Origin of the sequence: Alkalihalophilus lindianensis (assembly GCF_032843265.1) — a bacterium.
Lineage (GTDB): Bacteria > Bacillota > Bacilli > Bacillales > Bacillaceae_D > Alkalihalophilus > Alkalihalophilus lindianensis.
The window spans coordinates 1,088,210-1,114,213 of record NZ_JAWJBA010000001.1; the positions used below are offsets into that span (position 1 = coordinate 1,088,210).

At 39.6% G+C, this 26,004-nt stretch carries 30 protein-coding genes, 1 tRNA gene and 3 pseudogenes; 9 read left to right on the top strand and 25 right to left on the bottom strand.

Translation table 11 applies throughout. The annotated features are described in order from the left end of the window. The first annotated feature begins 33 nt into the window (after positions 1-33). Positions 34-195, top strand: coding sequence for a small acid-soluble spore protein SspO (gene sspO, locus RYX56_RS06045; protein WP_317121163.1), 162 nt, complete (start codon positions 34-36; stop codon positions 193-195). A gap of 176 nt (positions 196-371) precedes the next feature. Here sspO and RYX56_RS06050 read toward each other — a convergent pair whose 3' ends face one another. Beyond that, positions 372-620 (bottom strand): hypothetical protein, encoded by a 249-nt coding sequence (locus tag RYX56_RS06050; protein WP_317121164.1) that lies wholly within the window; start codon positions 618-620, stop codon positions 372-374. Between the two features lie 108 nt (positions 621-728). Between RYX56_RS06050 and RYX56_RS06055 the strand changes: the two genes are divergently transcribed. After that, positions 729-866, top strand: a complete 138-nt coding sequence (locus tag RYX56_RS06055; protein WP_317121165.1) for a small acid-soluble spore protein P — start codon at positions 729-731, stop codon at positions 864-866. Between the two features lie 48 nt (positions 867-914). Here the strand turns inward: RYX56_RS06055 and RYX56_RS06060 are convergent, their stop codons facing one another. The 3 genes and pseudogenes from RYX56_RS06060 to RYX56_RS06070 form a co-directional block, all read right to left on the bottom strand. Beyond that, positions 915-1,403, bottom strand: a complete 489-nt coding sequence (locus RYX56_RS06060) for an acyl-CoA thioesterase (RefSeq protein ID WP_317121166.1) — start codon at positions 1,401-1,403, stop codon at positions 915-917. A gap of 4 nt (positions 1,404-1,407) precedes the next feature. Then, a complete protein-coding gene (gene selA, locus RYX56_RS06065; protein ID WP_317121167.1) occupies positions 1,408-2,799 on the bottom strand; it encodes an L-seryl-tRNA(Sec) selenium transferase in 1,392 nt (463 codons plus the stop codon). Between the two features lie 79 nt (positions 2,800-2,878). Further along, positions 2,879-3,067 (bottom strand): annotated as a pseudogene (locus tag RYX56_RS06070) (Rdx family protein); the annotation flags it as partial. A 175-nt stretch (positions 3,068-3,242) separates the two neighbouring features. Here RYX56_RS06070 and selD point away from each other — a divergent pair. Continuing rightward, positions 3,243-4,295, top strand: coding sequence for a selenide, water dikinase SelD (gene selD / locus RYX56_RS06075; RefSeq protein ID WP_439108458.1), 1,053 nt, complete (start codon positions 3,243-3,245; stop codon positions 4,293-4,295). A 36-nt stretch (positions 4,296-4,331) separates the two neighbouring features. Here selD and phnC read toward each other — a convergent pair whose 3' ends face one another. The 6 genes from phnC to selB form a co-directional block, all read right to left on the bottom strand. Continuing rightward, entirely contained in the window at positions 4,332-5,066 is a 735-nt protein-coding gene (phnC, locus tag RYX56_RS06080) for a phosphonate ABC transporter ATP-binding protein (RefSeq protein ID WP_439108466.1), read from the bottom strand. A gap of 12 nt (positions 5,067-5,078) precedes the next feature. Then, the gene (gene phnE / locus RYX56_RS06085; RefSeq protein ID WP_317121170.1) at positions 5,079-5,840 is read right to left on the bottom strand and encodes a phosphonate ABC transporter, permease protein PhnE; all 762 of its coding nucleotides are present in this window, start codon (positions 5,838-5,840) and stop codon (positions 5,079-5,081) included. A 10-nt stretch (positions 5,841-5,850) separates the two neighbouring features. Next, entirely contained in the window at positions 5,851-6,786 is a 936-nt protein-coding gene (phnD, locus tag RYX56_RS06090; protein WP_317121171.1) for a phosphate/phosphite/phosphonate ABC transporter substrate-binding protein, read from the bottom strand. A gap of 111 nt (positions 6,787-6,897) precedes the next feature. Beyond that, positions 6,898-7,227 (bottom strand): hypothetical protein, encoded by a 330-nt coding sequence (locus RYX56_RS06095; protein ID WP_317121172.1) that lies wholly within the window; start codon positions 7,225-7,227, stop codon positions 6,898-6,900. 13 nt (positions 7,228-7,240) lie between these two features. Then, complete coding sequence (locus tag RYX56_RS06100; protein WP_317121173.1) at positions 7,241-8,260, bottom strand: glycosyltransferase; 1,020 nt, start codon at positions 8,258-8,260, stop codon at positions 7,241-7,243. A gap of 1 nt (position 8,261) precedes the next feature. Continuing rightward, complete coding sequence (selB, locus tag RYX56_RS06105; protein ID WP_317121174.1) at positions 8,262-10,169, bottom strand: selenocysteine-specific translation elongation factor; 1,908 nt, start codon at positions 10,167-10,169, stop codon at positions 8,262-8,264. Positions 10,170-10,651: 482 nt separating this feature from the next. Between selB and RYX56_RS06110 the strand changes: the two genes are divergently transcribed. Then, positions 10,652-10,882 carry a hypothetical protein gene (locus tag RYX56_RS06110; protein ID WP_317121175.1) on the top strand — a complete coding sequence of 77 codons (231 nt, stop codon included), beginning with the start codon at positions 10,652-10,654 and terminating at the stop codon, positions 10,880-10,882. A 16-nt stretch (positions 10,883-10,898) separates the two neighbouring features. Here RYX56_RS06110 and RYX56_RS06115 read toward each other — a convergent pair whose 3' ends face one another. Continuing rightward, positions 10,899-11,594, bottom strand: a complete 696-nt coding sequence (locus RYX56_RS06115) for a hypothetical protein (protein WP_317121176.1) — start codon at positions 11,592-11,594, stop codon at positions 10,899-10,901. A 162-nt stretch (positions 11,595-11,756) separates the two neighbouring features. On the opposite strand from RYX56_RS06115, the gene RYX56_RS06120 reads away from it, so the two are divergent. Both RYX56_RS06120 and RYX56_RS06125 read left to right on the top strand, forming a co-directional pair. Beyond that, positions 11,757-11,853: transfer RNA gene (locus RYX56_RS06120), tRNA-Sec, on the top strand. A gap of 181 nt (positions 11,854-12,034) precedes the next feature. Next, positions 12,035-12,196 (top strand): hypothetical protein, encoded by a 162-nt coding sequence (locus RYX56_RS06125; RefSeq protein ID WP_317121177.1) that lies wholly within the window; start codon positions 12,035-12,037, stop codon positions 12,194-12,196. 485 nt (positions 12,197-12,681) lie between these two features. Here RYX56_RS06125 and RYX56_RS06130 read toward each other — a convergent pair whose 3' ends face one another. Both RYX56_RS06130 and RYX56_RS06135 read right to left on the bottom strand, forming a co-directional pair. Continuing rightward, on the bottom strand, positions 12,682-13,341 hold the full coding sequence (locus RYX56_RS06130; protein ID WP_317121178.1) for a restriction endonuclease: 660 nt from the start codon (positions 13,339-13,341) through the stop codon (positions 12,682-12,684). A gap of 34 nt (positions 13,342-13,375) precedes the next feature. After that, positions 13,376-13,828: a MerR family transcriptional regulator gene (locus RYX56_RS06135; RefSeq protein ID WP_317121179.1), complete on the bottom strand. Its 453-nt coding sequence runs from the start codon at positions 13,826-13,828 to the stop codon at positions 13,376-13,378. Positions 13,829-14,770: 942 nt separating this feature from the next. On the opposite strand from RYX56_RS06135, the gene sda (RYX56_RS06140) reads away from it, so the two are divergent. Continuing rightward, positions 14,771-14,917, top strand: a complete 147-nt coding sequence (sda, locus tag RYX56_RS06140) for a sporulation histidine kinase inhibitor Sda (RefSeq protein ID WP_317121180.1) — start codon at positions 14,771-14,773, stop codon at positions 14,915-14,917. Here sda (RYX56_RS06140) and RYX56_RS06145 read toward each other — a convergent pair. Further along, the gene (locus RYX56_RS06145; RefSeq protein ID WP_317121323.1) at positions 14,873-15,001 is read right to left on the bottom strand and encodes a hypothetical protein; all 129 of its coding nucleotides are present in this window, start codon (positions 14,999-15,001) and stop codon (positions 14,873-14,875) included. The genes sda (RYX56_RS06140) and RYX56_RS06145 overlap by 45 nt on opposite strands. A gap of 470 nt (positions 15,002-15,471) precedes the next feature. On the opposite strand from RYX56_RS06145, the gene RYX56_RS06150 reads away from it, so the two are divergent. Further along, entirely contained in the window at positions 15,472-15,765 is a 294-nt protein-coding gene (locus RYX56_RS06150) for a site-specific integrase (protein WP_317121181.1), read from the top strand. Positions 15,766-16,082: 317 nt separating this feature from the next. Here the strand turns inward: RYX56_RS06150 and RYX56_RS06155 are convergent, their stop codons facing one another. From RYX56_RS06155 to RYX56_RS06180, 6 genes and pseudogenes are all read right to left on the bottom strand, one after another. Next, positions 16,083-16,496, bottom strand: coding sequence for an MFS transporter (locus tag RYX56_RS06155; protein ID WP_317121182.1), 414 nt, complete (start codon positions 16,494-16,496; stop codon positions 16,083-16,085). 156 nt (positions 16,497-16,652) lie between these two features. After that, positions 16,653-16,877, bottom strand: a pseudogene (locus RYX56_RS06160) (tautomerase family protein); the annotation flags it as partial. A 62-nt stretch (positions 16,878-16,939) separates the two neighbouring features. Then, positions 16,940-17,506 (bottom strand): DUF4256 domain-containing protein, encoded by a 567-nt coding sequence (locus RYX56_RS06165; protein ID WP_317121183.1) that lies wholly within the window; start codon positions 17,504-17,506, stop codon positions 16,940-16,942. An 88-nt stretch (positions 17,507-17,594) separates the two neighbouring features. Beyond that, entirely contained in the window at positions 17,595-18,878 is a 1,284-nt protein-coding gene (locus RYX56_RS06170) for an MFS transporter (RefSeq protein WP_317121184.1), read from the bottom strand. Further along, positions 18,875-19,378 (bottom strand): ArsR/SmtB family transcription factor, encoded by a 504-nt coding sequence (locus RYX56_RS06175; RefSeq protein WP_317121185.1) that lies wholly within the window; start codon positions 19,376-19,378, stop codon positions 18,875-18,877. Before RYX56_RS06175 ends, RYX56_RS06170 begins: the two co-directional genes overlap by 4 nt. A gap of 210 nt (positions 19,379-19,588) precedes the next feature. Further along, positions 19,589-20,686: a PQQ-dependent sugar dehydrogenase gene (locus RYX56_RS06180; RefSeq protein WP_317121186.1), complete on the bottom strand. Its 1,098-nt coding sequence runs from the start codon at positions 20,684-20,686 to the stop codon at positions 19,589-19,591. Positions 20,687-20,960: 274 nt separating this feature from the next. Here RYX56_RS06180 and RYX56_RS06185 point away from each other — a divergent pair, with 274 nt between their 5' ends. Next, positions 20,961-22,040 (top strand): metallophosphoesterase, encoded by a 1,080-nt coding sequence (locus tag RYX56_RS06185; protein ID WP_317121187.1) that lies wholly within the window; start codon positions 20,961-20,963, stop codon positions 22,038-22,040. A 176-nt stretch (positions 22,041-22,216) separates the two neighbouring features. Here RYX56_RS06185 and RYX56_RS06190 read toward each other — a convergent pair whose 3' ends face one another. The 5 genes and pseudogenes from RYX56_RS06190 to RYX56_RS06210 all read right to left on the bottom strand — a co-directional run bounded on the left by RYX56_RS06190 (position 22,217) and on the right by RYX56_RS06210 (position 25,919). After that, positions 22,217-22,480 carry a hypothetical protein gene (locus tag RYX56_RS06190; RefSeq protein ID WP_317121188.1) on the bottom strand — a complete coding sequence of 88 codons (264 nt, stop codon included), beginning with the start codon at positions 22,478-22,480 and terminating at the stop codon, positions 22,217-22,219. 360 nt (positions 22,481-22,840) lie between these two features. Then, positions 22,841-23,113, bottom strand: a complete 273-nt coding sequence (locus tag RYX56_RS06195; protein WP_317121189.1) for a pilus assembly protein N-terminal domain-containing protein — start codon at positions 23,111-23,113, stop codon at positions 22,841-22,843. Positions 23,114-23,149: 36 nt separating this feature from the next. Then, positions 23,150-24,766 (bottom strand): annotated as a pseudogene (locus RYX56_RS06200) (glycoside hydrolase family 32 protein). A gap of 43 nt (positions 24,767-24,809) precedes the next feature. Continuing rightward, positions 24,810-24,944 carry a sporulation histidine kinase inhibitor Sda gene (gene sda / locus RYX56_RS06205; RefSeq protein ID WP_317121316.1) on the bottom strand — a complete coding sequence of 45 codons (135 nt, stop codon included), beginning with the start codon at positions 24,942-24,944 and terminating at the stop codon, positions 24,810-24,812. A 9-nt stretch (positions 24,945-24,953) separates the two neighbouring features. After that, positions 24,954-25,919 carry a carbohydrate kinase family protein gene (locus tag RYX56_RS06210; protein ID WP_317121190.1) on the bottom strand — a complete coding sequence of 322 codons (966 nt, stop codon included), beginning with the start codon at positions 25,917-25,919 and terminating at the stop codon, positions 24,954-24,956. Positions 25,920-26,004 lie beyond the last annotated feature (85 nt).

Here is a 26,004-nt window from a genome sequence, read left to right on the forward strand (position 1 = left end):
TAATTGCACACAATAAAAATGGAGGTGAACGTCATGACAAAGAAAAAATCAAATCACATTATTTCAGGTATGAATGATGCAAGTGGTCAAGGAAAAGGAACGGGCTATAACTCACAATTCAACCAAGAATCAGCAAACGAGCCTTTAACGGAAATGGAACGTCAAAACAACAAAAAGACAAAGAAACGCCAGTAAGCGGTTCGAGCGATTGCGGGTTGGGTTCGGTTGATCAGGGTGTAGATTTGCCCGATTGTAGTCTAACTTCCCCCGAATGTTCGGCGATTTCGCCCGATTCAGGTGCGGATTCGAATAGAAACAACAAAATGAGCACCAGATGCCTCACGCTTAGGAGAGTGTCTGGTGCTTTATGTTTACATTTGTGAGCGTAATTCTTCTAATTGCTGTTGGTATTGCTCTAATTGTGCTCTTTGGTGCTCTGAAGCGACTCCTAACGCTTTTTGGATCTGCTGAGTGGCTTCATCTAGTTCTTGCTCAGCGCGCTTTGTATGATGTCCATAATCTGCTGCGTGACTATTGATGTTCCCTACAGCTTGTTCTGCTTGAACAAGTGCTTGCTGGGCTGCTTGAAAAGCTTGTTGTTTGTCTTTGTGATGTGGCATCTCATGATTCCTCCTTTAGTTACTACACCTTTAGGTTTCGAAAAATCCCATTAAATATTCGTATAGTGATTAAAGAATTCCTCATACTAACGATTAGGAGGGATGAAGATGACTGAACGTAACACATTTAAAAGCCAACGTAAAAATGCACCTAAAGGAAATAACCCAGGACAACCAGAACCGATGAGCGGCTCTAAAAAAGTCAAGAAAGCCAATCATGTAGGGCAAACAGACGGCGAAGGTTAAACCACGATAAAAAAGGCACTCTTCTACTACGCAAGAGTGCCTTTCCTCTTATTGTTTCTCTCGATCCTTTGCTTGCTTCCGACGCTTTCTCCGGATCTCATATCGTTCTTCCGCGCCTGAATAATGCCATTTTTCTTCTTCCGATTCAGGGATGATTTGTGGTACTACTTTGGGCTTCCCATTCTCATCTAAAGCAACAAATGTTAAATAAGAAGTAGCCGTTAAACGTCTTTCTCCTGTAATCAAATCTTCAGCTTCTACCTTCACAAACACTTCCATCGATGTTTTTCTGGTATATGATACATACCCTTCTAAGCAAATGGCTTCACCCGTTCGAATCGGTGAAATAAAGTCTAAACTATCACTTGATGCCGTTACAACTTGAGACCTTGCATGACGCATAGCTGCAATACTAGCTACCTTATCTATATACGCCATCACATTACCACCAAAAATCGTGCCATGATAATTTGTATCTGGTGGGAGGACAATATCTGTTAAGACCGTCTTTGATTGTGCACTTGTTTTTGAATTCAATTGTTTACACTTCCTTTGCTCGCTCTAACTGACGTACTAGATCCTCGTATTCGCTACTGGCAATCGTTCTAAAGTCTAAAGCGATTTTATCATCTTTTATTCTTGTTACAACGGCCGGCTCGCCCACTCGTAATGCTTCAATCATCTCAACCGTCTTTTTGTTTGGATAAGCAAGGAGCAATAGCCATGAAGCAAGCTCCACATCTGGCATCGTCCCTCCGCCGACCATCGAGACATCTTGAACGAGTTCACACTCCCACTTTTCTTGAAGCATGCTTCTAAACTGTTCTGCTTCTTGCTTCACTTCTTCTTGAGTCTTTGTAATCATCTGAAGCGTAGGGATCTCACTCAAGGCCGTTTTTGAATCCACATAGGCTTTCAACGTTGCCTCAAGGGCTGCCAGAGTCATTTTGTCAACTCTCAACACACGCGCTAATTGATGTTTCTTTAATTGATCAATCAAATGCTTTCTTCCCGCAATGATCCCTGCTTGAGGACCTCCAAGCAGCTTATCACCACTAAATGTGACAAGGTCAATACCGCTACCTAACGCTTCTTTGACATGCGGCTCATCACCTATCCCATGTTTTCTAAGATCATAAAGAGCGCCACTTCCTAAATCTTCATATAAAATGACATCCTTTGCTTTTGATAGTGTAACCAATTTACTTGCTTCTACTGCGCTTGTGAAGCCGATTGTTTTGAAGTTGCTAGTATGAACCTTCAAAATCATCGACGTTTCATCCGTAATTGCTTCCTCGTAATCCTTGTAATGAGTTTTATTTGTCGTGCCAACCTCTACTAGCGTAGCACCACTTTCTTTCATAATCGACGACACCCGAAACGAACCGCCAATTTCAACAAGCTCTCCCCTAGATACGATCACTTCTTTTTCAGTAGCTAAAGCTTTTAATACGAGGTAGACCGCCGCCGCGTTGTTATTAACGACCATCGCCGCTTCGGCACCTGTTACTTCTTTGACGATTTCTTCAATCAAATCATGTCTAGAACCTCGTACCCCTTTTTCTAACTGATACTCTAAATTGGAGTAGGATGATGCCGCCACATTCACTTGCTTCAGCGCTTCTTCACTAAGTTTCGCTCTGCCTAAGTTCGTATGCAGAACTGTACCTGTTCCATTAATAACACGTCTAAACGTATAGCTTGAGTGCTTACTAAGGCGTTCTGAAACAGCTTGCATGATCACATTTTCTATCGTAGAATTCACGTCCCACACATCTGCAAGCATTTGCGCTCTTACTTCAGCGACCGCCTCTTGTAACCACTCCGTTGCCTTGTCATGTGAAACTGATGAATCGTTCCTAACCTTGTTGAAAGCTTCTGATTTTTGTAATTCATGAATCGGCGGAATTTGTCTTAATAATGATTGATGCATATGTATGTTGCTCCTTTACTTGGGTGATTTTCTCCTTCATATTGAAGGGGAAAAAGCACCTAGAAAGGTGCTTTTTCGATTAGTTATTCAATGCTTCCATTTTCTTAATGACATCATCTGACTTTGGAAAAACACCCGTTTCCTTTTTCGAGTGAAGTGTCTCCCCATTTACTACTACTTCAAACACACCACCAGAACTTGTCACTAATTTCACTTCAGCAATATGTCCTTTAAAATGATCTAAAATATCGTCCGTGAAACTCACGGCTTTTGGTGCAAAGTTTCACATCATGCAAAATTCAACAGAAACTGTGTATTTCATCCTAAATCAAACTCCTTTACAGTTTTTTCATCTCTATTGTAGGATAAGATGTAGTAGGATGCAAAACAATATGCGCATCCCCTATCGTCTTTTGACGATTAGAAGCTAGGAGGTGTCCTCGTTGGACAAACAAGAGAAGATTCGCTTAACATCATTTTCAACAAAAGCTGGTTGAGGATGCAAAATTGGTCCTGAAGACCTGACGCAAGTTTTGCGTCATTTACCAAAACAAACACATGACCCTAACCTACTAGTTGGGCTAGAAACATCCGATGATGCAGGAGCCTATCGCTTAACTGATGAGCTTGCAATGATTCAAACGGTTGACTACTTTACTCCTGTTGTCGATGATCCATATATGTTTGGTCAGATTGCAGCTGCCAATGCCTTAAGTGATGTGTATGCAATGGGTGGCAAACCGACGACTGTTCTAAACATTGTTGGCTTCCCGATTAAAAAACTTCCACCTGAAATGCTCGCTGATATTTTACGCGGCGCTGCCGATAAGGTGAAGGAAGCTGGTGCGATTATTGTCGGTGGACACTCTATCGATGACCAAGAACCGAAGTTCGGTTTATCGGTGACTGGTCTTGCGCATCCTGATCGCATTTTTAAAAACGTCGGTGCTAAACCTGGTGACCTACTTGTTCTAACTAAGCCAATTGGAGTCGGCATTTTAACGACTGGTATTAAGCGTGAAGCCGTAACAGCTGAGCAAGAAGAAGCGGTCACACAAACAATGGCTTCGCTTAACAAAGTGGCTGCTGAAATCTTAGAAGGCCTTAACCCTCATGCCGTAACGGACGTAACAGGCTTTGGCTTACTTGGCCATAGCTTAGAGATGGCAAAAGGTAGTGAGATCAGCTTTGAGATTCAATCTTCATCTGTTCCGATGCTAGAAGGAACAAGAGAATTGGCTGAGCAAGGAATCGTTCCAGGCGGATCAAAAGCCAATGAACGCTGGATTGCATCATCTGTTCACTATGCACCAGAGATTTCGGATGTCGATAAAAGCATTCTATGTGATGCGATCACATCAGGTGGCTTGCTCGTAAGCTTAACAGAAGATGAAGCTCATCAATACGTAACAGCGATGCAAAGCAAAGGATTAACGGCAGAGATCATCGGCTCAGTCACAGCAAAAAAAGAATTTCCACTCTACGTAACAACCTAAAAAAACGATTCAGCCAATAATCGGCTGAATCGTTTTTTATTGATAAATCTTCGCAAACATTTCATCTGTCAACGCACTTGGTTGATCATCAAAGATTAGCTTACCTTCTTTAAACGCAATGATGCGAGTCGCAAATTTCTTCGCAAGCTCTACATCATGGACATTAATCAACGTAAGCAAATTCCGCTCATCATGAATGTTTCGCAGCAATTGAAAAATTCGCTCCGACGTTGTTGGATCAAGACTTGCAACAGGCTCATCGCCTAAAACAAGACTTGGCTTTTGCATCAACGCCCGTGCAATGCCTACTCGTTGTTTTTGACCACCGCTAAGGGCCTCAACTCGTTGATCACGGAATCGATCAAGCTCAACTTCCTGCAACGCTTGATTGGCGCTTTTTAATTCCTTCTCGTCAAATAAACCGAGTAGATTTTTATAAGCTGGGCGGCTGCCAAATGAACCGGTGAGTGTATTTTGAAAAACAGACATTCTCGGAATTAAATTAAAGTGTTGAAAAATCATCACCATTTCAGAACGAACTTCACGCATCGCTCGTTCACTTAAACTTGTTAACTCTGTCCCATTCCATTGAATAGAACCAGCTGATGGTTTAATGAGACGATTGATGCAGCGAATAAACGTTGATTTCCCTGCACCACTTCTTCCTAAAATACAAATGAACTCGCCTTTATTCATCGAGACATTCACCTGATCAAGGGCTGGCTCCGTTGCTTTTGGGTACGTAACGGTTAAATCAGAAATTTCTAGCATCATCGATTCTCCTTAAATCACTCTCGCTCGAATTCGTCCGCCAACGACATCGACTATGATGACCAAGATCATAATACAGATGATATCAAGAGCAACAGCCGTGTAATAGAAGCTTTGGAAGTGGTTAAATAACTGCTGCCCGATACCTCCTCCCCCAATAAAACCAAGGATTAAAGAGGTACGGATCGCCACTTCAAAGCGATAGAAATAATGCGATAGGATATTCGGCCAAATTTGCGGAAGAATCGAAAATAAGTGACCGACCCACCTCGTCGCCCCCACTGATTTCATCGCCTCTTGAGGACCATCATCGGCCGCTTCAATTAATTCTGAGATCAGCTTTCCTAACACACCAATATTGTGCAAAATAATCGCCAGCACCGCAGCAAATGGCCCCAGGCCAAAAGCCGTCACAAAGATCAGTCCAAAGACGATCTCAGGAATTGAACGCAATCCACTCAATGATGAGCGAACAGAACCATACATCATTCTTGATCCACTTGTATTTCGAGCTGCTAAAAAACTAAGCGGCAAGGCGATAAGCAACGCAAAAAACGTTCCTAAAAAAGCCATTGCAAGCGTCACTAAACTCTCACGTGCCATTCTCGGGAATAACGACCACTCTACTGGGAAAAAGCGCGAGCGCACCATTTCAAAAATATTCGGGATTTGAGCGAATTTTCTCCACTCAAATCCCGTCATATTCATGCTCCACCAGATCGCAATAATTAAGAAAAGAAGATAGAAAAGATATCTAGGCTTGAACCAAACCATAACGACTCCCCTATTCTTCTAGCTTTAACATATCGAATTCTCGTGCAGCTTCAAGTACGTCTGCATATTGGGTATCATCTGCTTCTACAAATGAAGACGCCCCACCGAAAATACGAAGAATTTCTTCATCTGTAATGTCATAAAACGCAGCGCGGATATTTTCAATTTCTTCCTCAGTCATTTCACTCGGTACAACCCAAGGGTATTGATATAACTGGTCTGACTGCCAAATCACTTTAATGTCCTCACGCAATGAACCACCATTTGCTTCATCATCTTTCATTAGTGATTCTAAAATCGCACTATCGACTGCACCGGCTTCAACGGTTTGATCTTGCACAAGCGTTGTTACGACATCATGTGATCCCGCAAATTGAATTTGAGCAAATTCATTGTCAAGATCATCTTCGTAGTGACCACGGTTTCTAAGCTCTAACCCTGGGATTAAATGTCCAGATGTCGAGGAGTTACTAGCAAATGCAAAGTTAACGTCCGCGCGATCTTCAAGCATGTCCTCAAGTGTTTCCCACTCAGAATCTGCATGGGTAATGATGTAAGAGTAATAATACGGCTCTCCATCAATCTCTTGCGTAATAATCGCTTGTGCACCGCTTTGTTCGTGAGCAATTAAATAAGTAAGTGGGCCAAGAAAAGCTAAGTCAATATGATTGTAATTTAACGCTTCCACGACGGCATTGTAGTTTGGATATTGAACGACCTCTACTTCACGGTCCAATGCTTCGTTTAAATGTTCTTCTAAATTATTCAAGCCCGTTTCCATTTCACCTGTTGATTGTGATGGAATGACGGCTACTTCAAACACTTCACTTGACGCTTCTCCACCTGTAGATTTATCAGCTTCATCCGTTGAAGGTGCAGGGGCCTCATCACCACCACATGCTGCAAGTGTAAAGGCTAGTCCAACTGTTACAAACCACTTCTTCATTGTATCTCTCCATTCTACTCGTTTCCTACTTTTTCACATGAAATGAATCTACCACCACAGAGGGCATTTGTAAAGAAATGTCCCTTTTTATGTGGCAGTAGATTCAGTGTTTCACTCTTTTTTCAATTGTCTACGTGAAAGAAAGAAAAAAGGAAGGGGAATGAGGACCCAGGCAATGTTTTTCAGTAACTGATTGATGGCTTGGGTTCGCTGCATCTCGATTTGCTCTTCTTGCATCTGTTCATACATGATACGAAGTTCTTCTTCTGTTTTATCAAAATTCGGTGTTGATTCCTGATTCATCTTAAAATCTTGATACGAATAATAATAAGGACTCGGAGCGACAAGATCAGAGAGATTCATCGCCATAGCGACCCCACCCCCAATCATCATCACAAGTGTTATGAACATCACAGCATAGTAGTAAACCAAACGAACCATCCTAATCCCCCCTTTAGTTAGTTGCCTTTCGTATACAATGACGATAGACATCCACATACGCACTGATTTCAGTAGTGAGTTGATGATGGTTAGCCACATAGCGGCGGCCTTGTGCAGCAACGTTTGAGGCTTTGAGCGGGTCAGACATTAACTCACATACAATTGCTTTAAATTGCTGATTCGAATGAAAGAGAAAGCCATTATCTTGATCAATCACAACACTTCGATTACCGGGGATGTCACGAGCGATCACGACCCGACCTGCGTGCATTGCCTCAAGCAAGGCAGTCGGTTGACCTTCTGATAAGGAAGAATTAATGACAATATCCGCTTGTTCATAAATATGATGCATTTCCTCTAAAGATACTTCGCCGATATAGCTAAACCAAGAATTATTTTTTTCTCGAACATTCACTTCTGTTAACAGTGAATCGTCTAATACAGCCCCTACAAATACAACCTTAAGCTCGGGATAGTCTGCAGCAAGCTCTTTGAATGCTTCCCATAAATAGAAAATATCTTTAACAGCTCGTAATCCAGCAGGAAGCACGATCACTGGATCTCCTTTTGGCAACTCATTCGTTGTCTGTTTCGCATCAGGTAACCAAATGCTTTGCGGTATGACATGCGTTCGTTCTGCTAGTTCAGGATAAGAGTACTCTATTTTTCGCTTCCCATCCTCTGTGAACACGGTAACAGAACAAGAATCATCTGCTACATTACCCATTAACTCACGAGCATAGGCGTCAGCTAAATCTTCATTGATATCTGTGCCCCCTGAAGTAAGCACATAGGTTTTTTCTAACGAGATCTCCTGCTGTTTCTGCCAGCTGGCAAATCTTCTTAAATGAAGAATATGATACAAATCTACTTCTAGAAGGATCTGCTGCCACTGATGAGACCAATTCTCCTCTTCATAAGCAAAAACAAACACTTCTATATTCATGAGACGTAGCCCATGCACAATTCGTTTCGCTGTCGTCGCATTTCCACGATTTTGTTTGTAGTAAGGTGTAAAAAATAAGATCTTCATATTACTCGCTCATCCATTCCACAAGATGACCCGTCATCCAGGTTCTTTCTTGTTCCTCACGTTTCGTTAGCTTTAATTCATCCAGCTTCTCTAAAAACGGCACTAAATACTTACGTGATAAACCAGTTGCTTCCTTCGCCTCCTGCAAACTGAAACGCTCACTTGTCTCATCATTTAATTGACAGACCATCTCTTTAAATGGCACATGATGAATAAATAACTTCTCATCTAAACCATATACGAGCTCCTCTTGTGTAACATAATGAATCAGTTCGTCGGTCAAATTAGATGGCAGCTGTTGGTTCGCTAGATGCTCTAATAGTGGCGACACTTTAAAGTCTTCTTTTTCTAAAGTATTTAATACATTGAACACTCGTTTCTCCCACTTTTGTGGAGGATGTGGGATATGATCAGCTAGAGATATCGTTGGCCCGTTTACTTTAATCGTTTGTTTCTCTGCCTCGCGATCAATCACCGTTTCGACTAACCCTTTTGAGAACGTCGATTTATTCGCTTGAATCAGTTCCGCTTTAGACATTCCTTTTCTCATTGGAAATTCGTCATGATACGTAGATAGATCATGCTGGATCGTCCTCGTTACTAAATTCAACACATCCGTGCTTGTCACCTCTTGGCCATTAAGCTTCACAAATGCGTCTCCATTAACGACGGATTCGACCGTTTCTGCTTGTAATCCGGTATGTGAAATTAAATCCTTAATAGATAGCACTTTTTTCTCGAGCAGAGCGTCCGTGATCAATTCTTCTGGCGTACCCTCGCTTTTCTTCGCAAGCATGCAAATCGTTTCCTCACCGAATTTATACCGTTTTCCATGGGCATCAATTACTTGACCTCCGCCGATTGTTTCCATTGGAGAAGGACGTCTGATGATGAAACGATCCCCTCTTCTTGTGACCACAGGTGCATCCAATCGCAATTGACATAGCACTTCATTTTTATCAGCCGTCAATTCATTCCGGTCGAAAAAGACAATTTTTCCGTACACTTCTGACGTCCCGAGATGCAGTTTGATCGCGTGGCGTTGTTTAATGACATGATCAAGATCAGCCACTGTTTGCAAGGCGATATCAATCGTTTCTGTTGATTCATATTGGCTCGGTGCACAAATGACATCCCCACGCTTCAATGTTGACTTCTCAATTCCACCTAAATTGATCGCCACCCGTTGCCCAGCTTGTCCGGATGCTCTCGTTTCATGATGCACTTGGAGTTGTCTCGCACGCACTAATCCACCCTGGGGTAATACTTCGACCATGTCCCCTTCTTGGACCATTCCTTCATAAACGGTGCCTCTGACCACAGTCCCTTGTCCGTGGACAGTGAACACTTGATCGATCGGGAGTCTGAATGCACCATTGGCATTTCGTTCAGGAATATTCGTCAGCTCATGGATTAAGCCTTCTTTTAATTGATCTAAGCCCACTTCTTCTATGCTATCGACAAAAAAGAATGGTTGATCTTCTAAAAAGGTGCCCTCAATCGATTCCTCGATATCCATTTGGGCAAGCTCTAACATTTCCTCGTCCACTTTATTGATCTTCGTGACGACAATCACCCCACGTTTAATCCCTAATAAAGTGAGAATATCTAAATGCTCGCGCGTTTGCGGCATCACTCCTTCATCAGCCGCAATCACAAGCATCACCATATCAATCCCAGCGACACCCGCAATCATTTGCCTAATAAAGCGCTCATGTCCTGGCACATCAATAATCGAGACTTCCATCTCATCAGTTAAGGAAAGCGGTGCATAGCCAAGCTCAATTGAAATCTTACGCTCCTGCTCTTCCTTTAAACGATCTGTATAAACATTCGTTAATGCTTTGGTTAAAGAGGTCTTGCCGTGATCAATATGTCCAGCCATTCCGATCGTGTAATGTTTTTTCAAAACTAGCCACTTCCTTTGTGATCCGTATGTACGTCGTCTTATCATACTACACGCGCTAAGTCTGTTTAAAGAGATTTGCCAAAAAGATTCACACAGACCTCACCTCTTTTCATTCGTCGAAGAAGCTATGTACTAGTTAGAGAGTTTTCATGCTCTGACTTTTGAATAAGGAGAGTGCCAGTCATGAATTCTGGTCATATCGAACAATATATGCGAGGAAAAATTGCTAAACCGTCAACAAGCGAAAAAGGCTGACACCAACAAGCATGAAACCCTCCAATTCAGCCTCTAAAGTTCTTTTAAATGATAAAGCTAAAGTTCAAAATCAAATGATTCGTACAAAAGAGGAGCAAACTACCGTTTCATCACCCTCTCTATTTGATATATCTCCTCGATTTATTACCTTGCTACAAGCGTTCGAAGACCTCGAAGAAAACTTCACTTACAAACTATAGGGAACAGCAAAGTCTGTTTACAACCGCATGCTATTAGACAACCCAATTGAAGACTACCTCCCCACGATCATTCAAGCCTTCAAAAAAACCATCAAAAAATACAAACATGGACGAATTGATAAAGGCATTCGCCATTACTATTACGGAACACTCTCTGCTATGCTTGTTGTGATCAGACGTCAAGAAGTTCATCAACGAGAAAATTGGTCGTCTTGGCTACAGGCTAAAAACAAGAAAAAAGCCATCGAGATTCGATGACTTTTAATAAGATTCATTATTCAACTGGTGTGTATTTGACCGGCAAAGTCGCTTCAATTTCATCTCCATCTGAAAAGGCCATAATATATTCAGATAAGTAGAAGCTATCACCTTTCCCTAAAATGATATTTGTTTTCATTCCACCATTTACAAAATAGTTGCCACTGCCTCCGTTGGGCTCGATTTTGTATCGACCTGCAGGAAGATCTGTTCCTACTGTAAATACCCCGGCTGAAAGGACTCTCGGCTCTTCCTTCTTTTCAACAATGCTATTTATTAGTTGCTCTAATTCAGAGTGTTTCTCACTAAGTTCTCCGTCTAGTGAACTCACTTCTGATTCTTTCTGTTCTAATGATTGCTCTATCTCTTTAATTTGGCTAGATAGCTCGTCACTTCTTCTCACTAATGCTTTCACTTCTCGGTACTCTTCACTCAAATCATCTAATTCTTGTTTCTTAGACGCATAATCCGCTTTGCTCTCAGCTGTTTTCTCCTCATGTCCCATTTGTTCTTGCTCATAGGCTACAATTTGTTGTTTGATCTCCTCTAAGGTAACTTTTTCTCCTTCTAACTCAGTCGTTGCGTTATTGTTACCCATGTTATACCCGATGACAGTTGCACCAATGATGAAAAGTACAGATATGGCTAGGATGATCCCCATACTCTTATTGAACGCTTTAGTAATAAAACTCTTCTTATTCTCGCTCTCCACGCCGACTCCCCCATTACACACTTTTCGACAATCAATCCAGTATACTATTAAATCTTATGACTGCCTATCTCGTTTTAGTCGTCATTCATGACAATAAGAAGTATTTTCGCTTGAAAAACATAAACCATTCGTGCATAATAAAGAGCGTCTTAAAACAAGCATGGGGCTGGCTGCGACACTGGTGTTCGTCACGGTCTTCAAAACCGCTCGAGAGGCGCGTGCCGTCTCTGGTAGGTTCGATTCCTACACAGTCCCGCCAAATAAAGCCTATACATCAAGGGTTACAAGGGTTTTTTTGACTTGAGATGACTTAGTTTATATGGTAAGTCCAACACGGTTTTTTAAACGAAATACATAAGACCGATACAGTCCGACTGCTAAGACCGTATCGACTGTTTTATCTGTAGTCTCCTAAAAATCTTTATAGGAGGCTATTTTTCATGAGTAAATCTACTTTAAGAAAATTTAAACGGTCTAAGGGGCAAGTTAAAACATCAAATAATTCATTAAACGAAAAGACTCTTTTTGAGATGTTTAATGCCTTTATGACGGTTAAGAAATCAGAAGACTGGAGCACTACTTTATATAATGAACGGTGGTGATCCCTTTGGCCTTCAAAAAATATTAGGTCATGGTCATATGAACATGGTCAGAAAATATATACAAATGACTGACATGGATGTAAGAAGACAACATAATAGCTTTTCTCCATTAAAAGGAATATTCAAATGAAGCCTTTATTAAAGAAGGCTTTTCTTTTTCAATTCAATAAGAACGCACATTCTTATATCACGAGTATATATGTCATAATTGAGGTGCTCTTATATTCCAAAATAAACTTGTTAAAGATTCTAAATATGCGTTTGGAATGCGCTCGCAGAATGTTACCTGAGCACATTGATGGAGTTGCACAAGCTGAAATTGAGCAAAAGATACATAAATAAAATAAATTTACAATATCACAAGACCCAATACATCAAAATCAACAATACTAATTGGAATCAGTTTTACTATTTTCTACCTTCACTCATATATTTTCATCCTTGACTAATCTTAACGACTGTGACAAAATATTTAACACCCAATACTATTCATCTTTAAAGTAATCATAATCAATTGCCTTAACCACAAATGTATTGCTGACATCTACTCCAACATTATGATCAATCATCAACTTTGCCAATTTTGTTCCATCAATTAGTATAATTTTCTTCGCTTCTAACCTTTCAGCATATTTTCTGGCATTTTCTGTAAAGCTAGAAGTTGTCATAAACACACCCTTTCTTGCCCCTTTACCATCCAATGCACCTGAAAAACTTTGAACAACGTCTCGACCAACAGAATTGTTGGCAGCATAACGCTTAGCTTGAACATATATATTATCAAGACCAAGTTTATCTTCTTTGATAACACCATCTAGTCCTTCATCGTTAGATCTTTGTGTAACTTTTCCATCTCCATAACCCATAACTGTTAGTAACTCAACGACTATATCCTCAAATTTCATCCAGTGGATACTTTGTAATTGCTTCAATAAATTATTAGCTAATTCATTCTTTAATTCGTCCAATTTTCCCTTTACTATTGTTAAGGGATCTATCACCTTTTCTAATTCTTCAATCTCTTCTTTGATTTCACCCTTACTTTCCTTTAGTAACTCAAGACCTTCATTTGTAATTTGATAAGTGAGTTTATTGACTTCATCAATATAGTTCTCTTTTTTTAAGCTATATCTAACGCTTCTCACTTTAGAAAGAAAGATTATGTCGGATTTATTTTGATCATATTTTATTAGTCTTTGCTCTTAGTTTGAAGTATTCGACTAGCTTCTCTGTAATTTCACTAGCTGTATATGCTTTCCCATCTCTTATTAATTTTAAATAGGGAATCATCATTTCCCCAGTAGAAGGGATTGTATCTTTGATTTCTTCATTGTAATTTTTAAATTCTCTTGTTGCCTTGCACTGTTCAATTATTTTCTGCTCCTCAAGTTCATCTTTAGGTAGTCCCTCTTTACTTAGGATTTGTTTGATCTCAGGAATTGTTAGACCTACCTCATTTAATCTCTTAAAAAACTTCATTATCCTTAAAGATTCCATTGTGTACATAATTCTGTTTTGGCTAGTAACAGTAGGGATATATTCCTTAAGGTTTTTTACCCAGCGTCTTCCATTAGCTTCTGACCAACCAACCAACTCGGACATTTTTGTTTTAGTTAATAGGTTATTAGTCACAATCAATCACATCCCTTAAACATCTATTTATTCCTACTCAATAATGTTTCACTAATAAGTTGTTCATGAATACTTTCTTATTTATTTTAGCATATAACCAATCATTACCTTTTTAAAATTTCAGCTGTTATTAAGAATTACTTTATAATAAAAATGCGTACCCTAACCAAAAAGTCCTCTTATTATGGCAAGAAGGTTTTTTGTGTTCCATTGGTTACTAACTCAAAATAGCGACAACCTTTACCAAGGGTTATCGCCTAATCATATTGTGGTGCTCATAGAAAGTTTTAGTCTCTATAATGTGTGGGCTTCTTTCCAACTCGAAACACGAACAAATATTCGTATATAATAAAACAAAAAGACGGGGGTCTTTGTTTATGATTGCACCTAAAAATAAGTATGAATTGATCTTTAAATACATCTACCTACCTATGAGAAGGCGAGTAATAGAAAAGGGATTACAGTTCATGAATTAGGAGTGGATTCATCATCCAGTGTGAAATACTCCAACTATCTTGTTGTGGTTAAAGGACAAAAACAAGAAATGAAGTTCTTTCTCATGTGATGGCTAATAATGTGAGGGATATATTGAAGTCTTATGGAAATAGTTAAAATTGATATAGACATGCGAGGAAGAAAATCTTATAATCAATAGGGCTATTGAGACTAGGTTCGTACATCAATTATGTTTTTAAGGGCATCTATCTAGTATAAGATAGATGTTCTTTTATGCGGCAACCCCTACTTTGTTACCAGTACAATCCGAATATAAATGAGAATCAGAACCTCGGATATTTAATTTAGAACGTGATAGAATTCTACATCAAGAAATGCTCATCAGTCGCCTTCAGAATTGTAATTGGGATAGTTGCTGCTAGGAGAACCTATTTATAAACAACCGGGTACCAAACCTAGAAGAAACTATGAACTGGAGGGATATCTATGAGCCTTAAATTTGTTAGTGACACTATTTTATTGGAAGCTTATCGAAAAGCAGTTAGATATAAATTAGATGCTGACTTTTTGAACATTTTAAAAGAGGAGTTAACGAGAAGAAATTTGTTGCCAGATGAGCATTTCTTTAAGTAAATTCATCTCTTCTTCTTTTAATTCTCTACCTAACTTAGATTCAAAATATTGGATTAGGGCAATTAATCTGTCGTTATGTTCCATCTGCACACCTCCTACCCATTCAACATTATATCTCTGGATTGAATTTTCCACAATATCCCCTCTTCTTGTTAAGTCAGATTTTATAATTACATAGTAAGTATTTATTTTAACTAATAATAAACACTTACAATTAAAGAGGGAGATACCATCAGATTAGTGAATTGGTAGTGTAAAAGGTCGCAAAGCATAAATTTCTATTTAAATACCCGTTAAATCGTGTAGACAATTTAGGTACAAAGTATTAAAAATAATTTGTATCTTACCCGATACACTTATAGAATGAGGATGAAAAAAAGATCAGATAAAGCACCTATCCTGGCAGGGAGTAGGTGCTTTTCCTTTGCAGTATACTAACTATACTGTCGTTCTTGAGCTCTGTTTTTTCCAAATAACTTCTACAATTTGTTGTTCAATACGCATTAATTTATCTTGTTGTTCTTACTACTATAAATAATTTAGAAGGTTTTTTCATGTCTAATAAGCCAGTTTTACGAAAGTATAGTCGTACTTCGACCAAACGGAATCAATTACTAAAAGCGAGATCTAATTTAGCCCTTTCGGATATGTTTGAGAGGTTCATATCGTTCAAGGAGATTGAAGGGTTAAGCAAAAGGACGCTCAGTGATTATCATCAACACTTTGCTTACCTTATGGAATATTTAGAGGACGAGATAAAGGCGTCACAAATTAATTTAGACCTATTTAGAGGATATATAGGCTTTATGCTTCATGAAAAAGACGTCTCCAGTTACAGCGAATGTTAGGATTAGGACGATTTGTGCATTTTTGCGATATTGTTACCTTTAGAATTGGATTAGTGACCCAGTACATGAACGCTTTAAGCCAGTTAAAACGAAAGAAGATACACTTGATTCATTAACATCACAAGATGTGAAATAACTGTTATAGACTATTAATGATGCGTCATACAGAGGTTTTCGAAGGACCGTAACAAAAAAGCCTTTCAGATCCAAAGGCTTTTATCTCACTACTATTACATTATCGTTGCATCACCTACCAACCATTCTTCTCACTATCTGCCATAACTAATTTTCAGACAGACCCTTTTCTGCTATCGACTCTAACTGCTCAACGAATATGTTTTAGACTCTTTATCCGACTTCTTTTTCTCCCATAAAACTATTAATACACAAGCAGTTAAGCCTAGTAGGCCAGTAAAGTAAAACCCAGCTGCAATTCCAAAACTCGAACTTAACATACCTGCCACAAAAGGCCCAACAAACATCCTAAGCGCATATAGGGCTTGATAAACGCTCATTGCCGTTGCCCTTTTCTCAGGGGAAATCGATTCAATCGACATCCCTAAAAGCAAAGGAAACAACACACCTAGGGCAAAACCGCTAAATCCCTGAACTGAAATCAACAACCACTTCGAATCAACAAGAGGTGTTAACAGGGTAAATACGGCAGCCACTAAAAAACCATACTTCAAAGATCTCCAGTTCCCTAAAAGTGGCACCATCATTTTACCCATAAGGCGGGGGATTTCCCAATTCTAGTGTTCCTGTTCCATTCTAGGATGCTTGTAGCAATTGGACGAGAGATACTCTAAAAAATCTATTATTGTTCATTGTTTACACAAAAAAAAGATCCCCAAAAGGACCCTCGCTTTTCATTCTGCTCTTACTTATTACAATTTACCCGTTAAAAATTGGGCTTCACCGTACCCAAAGCTCCAGTCCGCATTTCCATTTGAAACGAGTAAAATCATAATATCGTTTGGCTGTATTCCACATTGTTCCCCTAGTTCCTTTACTATTAACTGATATAATAATTGTTTTTGCTCTTCTGTTCGTTCCTTGCTTGTCACACTTATGACGACAACGTCATTACTTCGTTCAAATCCTAACCCCGTATAGCCGCTCGTTGTTTTATTACTTTAATTTACGTCTTTAAATACAGCTCTCTTCCTAAAAGTTAAACTCTTAGGAAACCGCGGAAACCTCTCGCTGCATAGTAGGAATCTGCTCCATTATGGTATAGAAAGACCGTATCATAGCGACGATCACAGAATAACGCGCCTCCACGGTTTCTAATCGATTCCGGTGTCATTACCCAGCTAGAACTTTTCAAATCAAATTCTCCTAGCTTCTGCAAGTCTCTATATTGATCTTCTGTTAAAAGCTCAATCCCCATTTCAGAAGCCATATCTAACGCCGTATTTTCTGGTGGGAATTTCTTTCTGGACTCAAGTGCAGCCCGGTCGTAACATACACTTCTGCGACCTTTAGGGCTTTCTTTTGAACAATCCATAAAAAGATATTCGCCCTTTTCAGCATCATACCCAACTACATCTGGCTCTCCGCCTGTTTCTTCCATTGCATGGATTGACCACAGCTTTTCACTATTTTGTTCAAGTTTAGCTTGGACGTCTGCCCACTTTAGCTTTTCATGACGATCGAGATTTTTCTCAAAACGCTTTTTTAGCTTGTTTAGTAATTCTTCACGCTGTTCTACTGATAATTCCTTATTTTTCGTTGGCATATTTAGTTCTCCTCTTCTTTTTTACTCATCATTATGATTAATTTACCATAAAAACCTACCATTCCTACATTCGTTCTTTCATTTTTCTCTAAACTGTCTCTGTCAAAATGATTTCTTTTGGCGCCTCTTTTTGAAAAGTGGTTTCGTTAATTTCATTGATTTTAGGAAGGTTTCTCGTTTGTTTATCGACTAACCAAAATACACCCACACAACAGACGACGATTCCGCTTAGCGCGATCACGTATTGACTACCAATGTATACGCCGAGAACCCCGCCGGCTAATGAGCCTAATGGAAGTGCAATTCCGCTGACGCTATATGCAGCTGAGAATACACGGCCCAGTAGTTTCTTAGGGATGCCTTTTTGAAGAACTGTATTAATTAATATATTCGTTATACCACCTGGAAGCCATGCAAGACCATAAAGGGTGACGACTAGCCACGTCCACGGACTAAAAATAGCGATAGACCAAAGAATACCGCTAATCATAAACGAATAAGCATACACCCTTCCCAAACCAAATCGTTCAAGCTTTAGATACGGGGTCAAAAGAGCACCAGTCAGACTTCCTGCAGCTTGTGCCATGAGAAGGAACCCGTAAATCTCTACTCCTCCCTTATAGTCACTGAAAGCTGGAAGAACAACAAATGTTGCTCCACCGACGAGATTAATACCGATCACCCCTAACAAGAGCTTTGATAACGTTTTATTAAAAAGCACACCTACTCCCTCTTTTAACTCGGTCACATAAGTGCTTAAGAAAGAACTGATACTTTTCGCTGATGTCTCTTGTCGTTTCTCAGCCACTGGTACTCGTAATAGGGAGAACAAAATGGCTCCAACCATAAACATAATCGAGTCAAGAACATAAATCGATACGGCACCGATGGCAACAATTAGTATTCCTGCAATGGCGTTACAGCCTATTTCAATACCTTGATAGGCAACGGTAAAGTAAGAATTTGCTTTTGTTAGATCATCACTTTCAACAAGAGATGGGAGTGCAGCCATTTGTGCTGGATACACAAACATATTTAGAGTAGTTAAGATGGGGGAAATGATTAGTACGAGAGTAACTGTTAGAAAACCATAGTAAGAAGCGACAGGAATGATTAAGAGCAGAAGAGCCTGTGTAAGTTGCGTCGTGATGAGGAGTTTTCTTATTGGTAGTCGATCAATAATTGGTCCTGAGAGAAGTTGAATCATTCTGGGAAGGATCGTTAAAAAACCTGCAAGCCCAGTATAGAAGGTCGAGCCTCCCAGATCATAAACGAGCCACATAGCGGCAACAGCGTATAAACTGTCACCGACATTGGTTAAGATCCGACCAAAAAACATACAGGCAAAATTGCGATTCAAAAACAGTTTCATTCCTTTTCCTCCTTTGGTTCAGTCGAGACGATCTTAACCCCAACACTGAACTCCTCTGTTTTTTCGTTAGCAGGTAATTGAGAAGATTTCTCCACCCATGACTCTAAAAATTCCAAAAATTCTTCTTGCAGATTCTTTCTTTGTTCAGTGGTTAATTCTAAACGAATACTTATCAGAGAAGAATCACGGGACTGAAATCCTTCTTTTAATACAGGGTCCATCGCTCCTCCGGGTGAATTAAACCGGCTCGCCACGGCTTGATAGTATTTCTCCACAACACCGCCAAATGGTTTTTCCTCAACTAGTTCAAGCAGCCCTCCTTCATATAGTTTTTTAATGTGATAATGAACATTTCCTGGCGAGTGACCAAGCTGCGTTGCTACTTGTTTCGACGTTTTTGGCTTATCTAATAGCTGTTTCATAATCTTCACACGCAAAGCATTTCCTAATAACTTTGCCTGTTCGACCGATATGTCTGCCGATTTTTTTTGATGTGTCATATCCGTTCATCCTTTCGATCTATTTTATTAGATCATCAATCTGTAAATTTAGATTATCATATGCAGTTAACGAGAAGCAAGTGATTTTTGGAATAAACAGTAAAAAAAGAGCTGATATCAAGTCAGCTCCCTTCTGGTGTTTCGGTTTTGTAATTGTATCTTTTGGTCGTTTATTGCGGCTAATAAATAGACGTTTAAAAAGCATTCAATTTACTCTATTTCAGAAAGAGAGATTCTGTACAGCTTGTCATCATTCTCCTGTGGATTACCACGTCCGTCTGTATTGTTGCTAATGAAATAAAGGGAGTCTTCTTCTATTAACACATCACGTATTCTACCATAATCCGTTATCACTTCACGTTGTTCCCCTGTTTCCAGGTTAAATTCTAATACAGCCGTCCCTCTTAGTGCTGCCACATATAATTTCCCTTCATAAAAATCCATTCCTGATGGTGCCCAAGTTGTATCGGCGCCAGAAGTGAATAACGGAGGAACCATTCCTTCTTGTTCCTCAGTTCCTTGAATCACCGGCCAGCCATAGTTCTGACCGCCTTCGATTTCATTGATTTCATCATTGGCACTACTACCGTGCTCGCTTGAATAAAGCGTGCCATCAGACGACCAAGTTATTCCTTGAGGATTCCGGTGTCCATAACTATAGATGTACGAATCAGGAAATGGATTATCATCTGGAATCGTTCCATCAAGATTCATCCTTAATATACTCCCGCCTAATGAGTCAAGGTCCTGTGCTAGAGCTGGGTCCGATGCGTCTCCAGCCGTTGCATATAGATATCCATCAAGCCCTATTTTAATTCTGCCCCCATGATGGTATGTACCACTTGGAATTTGATCAAGAAGCAAGCTCTCTTCCTTCCAAATATCGTCCTTCAAGCGCAATGTAACAATTCGATTAAACTGTCCAGAGCTATCTTCATAAGTATAATAAGCAAAAGCTAGATTCGACGCCGAAAAGTCGGGTGCGAGCACAAATCCTAATAACCCTGCTTCGTCAGCTGTCGCAAGTTCTTTCTCTAGCTGGACATTTTGCCGTTCCATTTCTCCACCTTCTATTTTTATCATGCTTCCTGTTCTTTCCGTTAAGTAGAATGTATCTTCTGTTTTTTCAATCGACCAAGGAATTTCAAGGTTTTCGGCTAGCACCTCTATCCCCTCATTGTTCTCCTCATCTGTAACGTTATCTTGCTCGTTTGAATCTGGTTGCTCCACTACCGAATCTTGGTGATCGTCTTCAGCACAACCAGCTAGCAGAAGTAAAAAAGTGCATATCGCAAAAGCTTTTTTCATCTACCTCTTCCTTTCTTCATTAAAATTCCTTTAACAAAAATCCATACTTAATACCACTTGTATACTAGATACCCTAAATTATCCAAAATACAAACCCGAACGAACATTTAGCTCGATTCTTTACTTATATGGTTAGAGCCATTTCACAATATGACCCGCTGTTCCACTATATACCTATGAATAGGTCTAGTTCTTTAGAAATGAGTTAATGCAAAACTAATGATATGATGGAAAGTGTTCACTATAAAAATTAAAAATATAGGAGTATCTCTTCATGCCAATCATAATGATCATTGCATCTCTATTAGTTTATTTTGCACTTACTTTCTACGTTGCCTATAATGGCTGGGTTTGGCTTAAGAAATCTTTTGGGTTTCGGTTTAAACGAACCTATTTCATCGCCTTATTCTTCATTTCTATTTCCTATTTCATCGCTGTGATGTTCTCCATTTCCAGCCTGCGATGGGTTGGTTACATTTGGTTAGTGGTATTTGGATACGGTTTGATCCTATTTCCTCTCTTGAATATCGTATACCTTCTCATTAAAAAAAGGGGAATAAAATGGTTCGGTTATGGTGTCCTTGCTTTTTATGTATTTGTTTTCACTTATGGCTCCATAAACATGTGGAACCCTGTCGTTGTACCTTATGAGATTGAACTAGCTAAGGAAACCGAACTAAATGAACTTAAGATTCTACTGATTTCAGATATTCATATAAGCGATACCATTGGACCTCAAACGATTAAAAAACTAATCAACCACTCAAATGAAGTAGAACCAGACATAATCTTACTAGCGGGTGATATTATCGATAATAGTATAGAGCCCTATTATAAATATAACCTAGGTGAAATCATGGCAGGACTAACAGCTCCATTGGGGGTTTATGCGGTACTAGGGAATCACGAATATTACAGTGATGATATTCCTACTTTCATAGAGGAAATGAATGAAGTAGATATTGAAGTGTTAACAGATGAGGTTACGAATATTGATGACCTTTTTTATATTGTGGGAAGAAAAGATTACACTGATCGCGACCGATTAACTATTGCAGAACTTACTGAAGAATTGGATCATGACAAACCTATCTTATTAGTTGATCATCAGCCAGGAGAATTTGATGAAGTAAGTGCAGCCGGAGTTGATGTGATGGTATCAGGTCATACCCATAGAGGGCAGTTGTTTCCTGGTAATTTGATCACGAACGCTATCTATGAAAATCACTATGGCCATTTACAAGTAGATGAGCTTCATACTATTGTCTCATCTGGATATGGAATATGGGGACCCCCATTTCGAATTGGAAGCAGGTCTGAGGTGGTTGAGATTAATGTGAGGTTTTGGGAGTAGGGGTTGGCCTCTCCCCTCTAAAATTCTTTCTTATCGAAACACATTAAGTATTGCCTCACAAACTCAATAATGCGAGGGCGTTACTAGGTTTCTTATGTATGACCCGTACTGGGCTCTCCCCCCCTTTTTTTTTCAAATAATGATTTAATTGCAATTCTACATATTTCCTCATCCCTTCATAACTTGGCATATTCACCATATTGGATCGGTTGCATATCAATCATATTAGGATGAGCTTCTTCAAAATTAGAAATTAATTCTTCATATGCTGGATTTTCCGAAGGGGTTCCATAATTGAGCAAGAATGTCAGCTCTATTTGATCCGTACCATTACTTGTATCATCTTTATCTTCATGGTCACTAGAGAAAGGACTAAAGAAAGACACCACAATGGCCATACCAAAAATCACCGTCAAACCATGAATAGCACTTTTTTTCATTTATCTCCCTTCCTTCAACGTTCGTTTATTTCAAATTTTTAAAACTTAGCATGTACTGTCCCAATTACATATTAAAATACAATACTATACGACCCTGAGTTAGAAAACCATTCAAATGGTATCTATTATTTTTTCGATGTTTCTCTTTCTGATTGAGTCAGCTCTTATCCTGTACTATTTTTTTCTACCCGTAAAAAATGCGTCTCTCAAAATCTGAAAAAAGCATTTTTTATACGATTATCTATTGAGTGTATTGATCATCCTTTTAGCTGTCATTTATTCAATGACTCCGTCTCGTGTTCGATAATATAATTCGCCATTCTGACCAACTCTTCTTTTACCTCCTCAGCAATTTGTCTTTCAATTCTTTGCTGAATGGTTGCCATCTGAAACCCGAATAATCATTTCTTTTGAACTATCTCCATTCGGATCACATATCGTTAGGTTTGTTAATCCTGGCTCAACACCGGTGATCAATACAGTTTTATCATCGATTTTGTTCATTTCGACCATTCCTGGCTCACTTACTTCCCACTCAAGTGACTCGATTCCACCTAACCAATCTGGCTTAACGTTTGCAATAATCTCCTTTGACTCGCCAATGTTTACATTCAAATACTCTTCACTGACCACATTTCGTTCGATTTCCCCTTCAGCCGGAGCCTCACGCTACGTCGAATGTAAATGGTAGAAATCGAGTGAGACGACCTCAACACTACCACCTTCTGCATACAACTCAATACCATTATTGGTCGGTTTTGTATAAATCAAATTTATGAAAACTATTTCTCCGTCATCGATAAAGAGTTCAACTGAAGATTCATCCACCAAACCGCGAATTTTAATCTGTTCTCTCTCCGCCAGAAAGTCTGCTTCAAACCGTTTTCCAAATTGAAATAGTTCACCATTTCTATCAATTAACCAATCAAGTCCTACATTCGTTCAATCTAGGAAAATAGTTTCTGAATTCAGATCAACACCAACGACCGTTTCTTCCTCAGCAGATTGTCGGAGGCGTATCCCAAATTGTTCAACTACTTCCCATTCGATAACTGCTTCAAACTCGTAGGATACTCCAGAAAAGTCTTCTATTACCTGTTCCCCCTCTAAAGTAAAAGAGTCTATCGAATGTTCGGTTGCACGAATGTCCTTTAATTCCCTAATCGGCTCTTGGAATAAGCGAATGCTACCGTCCTCAACTGTTCTTAAAGTTACTTCACGTGGAATCGACATCGAGCCCATCCAAGGATAGGTCGGCGACTGATAAGGGTATCGCCAATTAGCCATCCACGCCAACCAAATATGTCGATCGTCCCCCTCTGCAAGTTCGTTAAATGACTGAGCTGCATAAAAATCTTGACCAAAATCTGTAATTAGTACCTCTTCAGGTCGGTTATCATTTGTGAATGTATATCCATCAAATTCTCCAATAAAATATTGATTGGTCGACCCGTCCGTGACATGATTGTCTCCAACACTTACTGTAAGCACCCATTTTTGCTTTTCTTCATTCCCATCGACCGGTAAACGGAATAAATCCGGCGTTTCCCATACAGCAACATGAGTACCGTGCTCATTGCCTTGTTCATCTACGCCAAATTTACTTTGGTATTGCCAATCAATTAAGTTAGGAGAGTTATAAAATGTAACACTTTTATCCGTAGTGACAGCCATCACCCATTTTTCCGTTTCTTCATGCCAAAATACTTTCGGATCACGGAAATCTTTTATTCCCGGATTTTCAATGACTGGATTTCCTTCATAGCGCTCCCACGTTCGTCCATTGTCTTTGCTATAAGCAATCCCTTGAGACTCGCCTCCCTCTGTACTTGTATAAATAGCTACCATACCTGCTTCTCCATCAAAAAAGTCAGTCGTATCGTTCCAATCGATGACTGAAGTTCCTGATAAAGCCTGGCCCAGTTCATCATGCTCTAACGCAATGGGGAGGTGCTCCCAATGAAGCATATCCTTACTGACAGCATGTGCCCAAGTTCCTATTTTCTGGTGGAATAAGTGATATTCTCCTTCGAAATAAATGAGTCCATTTGGATCAGCAAGTCGCCCCTGTGGAGTTGAAAAGTGATATTGCGGACGGTATTTTTCTGTGTAATAATCATCAGTAACAGCAGCGAACGAGGCAACATCTGACCTTGTTTCACTAACATACCCTACAATCATAATCAGTGCCGTAACAACAACTAGTACGTATCTTGTCTTCATAAAAAACGACAACCTCGTCAAGAATCTTAAAACAGGATAATAGTGACTCAAAATTTGCTTCATATGGGTCCAATAACTTTCGGGCTTTAACCCTTTCTACTAATGATTAAGAGGCTGAAAGAGAGCCCCCCCTTTTTGCTAACTCCATCTCCAATATTTCTATAAACTCTTCATTTAGACCATTTTCAACGGCTTTGTTGTATGCTTCAATTAAGACTTCATCTAGTACATGACGTAACACCAAATACTGTCACCCTTTTTGAAAAACCTCTTCATTTGTTGGTATCGCAGATATGGCTCCTACTCTCGTACAAACGATTGCTCCTACCTTATTACTGAGAGTCGTGATCTTTTTGATTTGGTCAAAGTCCCCTATTGTTTTCTTTGGTTCTTCTTCCATAGCTAATTGAAAAAGCATAGCACCGACAAAGGCGTCGCCTGCACCTGTAGAATCTATCGAAGTAACTTTTATACTAGGAATGATCTCTTGCTCTTCTCCATTCGAGATCAGTGTTCCGTTTTTCCCTAATGTCACAGCAACTAAGCATGCTCCAAGTTGATGGAGAACTTGAACACCTTTTGTTAGCTCGTCAGCACCAGAAATGATGCTTAGTTCTTCATCACTGACTTTGACAAAATCAGCTAGGGCGATTCCTTGCTTAACGAGATCCACAAAAATGGATTCTCTTCCTTTCCAGAGGTCTGAGCGATAATTAGGGTCAAATGAGATAAACTGCCCTTCTTTTTTAGCCGATTGAATCGAGTTCAAATAAGTAGAACGAAACGGGTCTTCTAAGAGAGCCGTCGCTGAGCCAAAGTGCAAAATGCTCGCTTCTTTTAGTTTGTCTTGATCTAGCTCTTCTTCAGATAAAAAGGCATCAGCCCCTCGGTTAAAAACAAAATCTCTTTCTCCATTCTCCTTTAACGAGACAAATGCTAACGTTGTAGGATTTTCATCATCTAACACAAGCATTGATGTATCCACCTTTACGTCATCTAGAGTCTTTTTTAAAAAGTGACCAAACGGATCATTCCCAACTTTCCCACTAAACATTGCCGTACCGCCAAGTTTGACAATCGTCGCGCATACATTAGCCGGGGCACCACCTGCCTGTTTCTCAAAATTCTGCCCACAGACTAAATCTATTCCAATATCTGTACAGAAAAAATCTATTAATAACTCTCCTATACAAATGACGGATGAGTTTGAATTCATTCCTGTTCACCTCTGTTTTGGTTAATGTGATAGAAAAAGGAGGAAACATAGAGAGGATAACTCACCCTCCTATAACCGTTTCCTC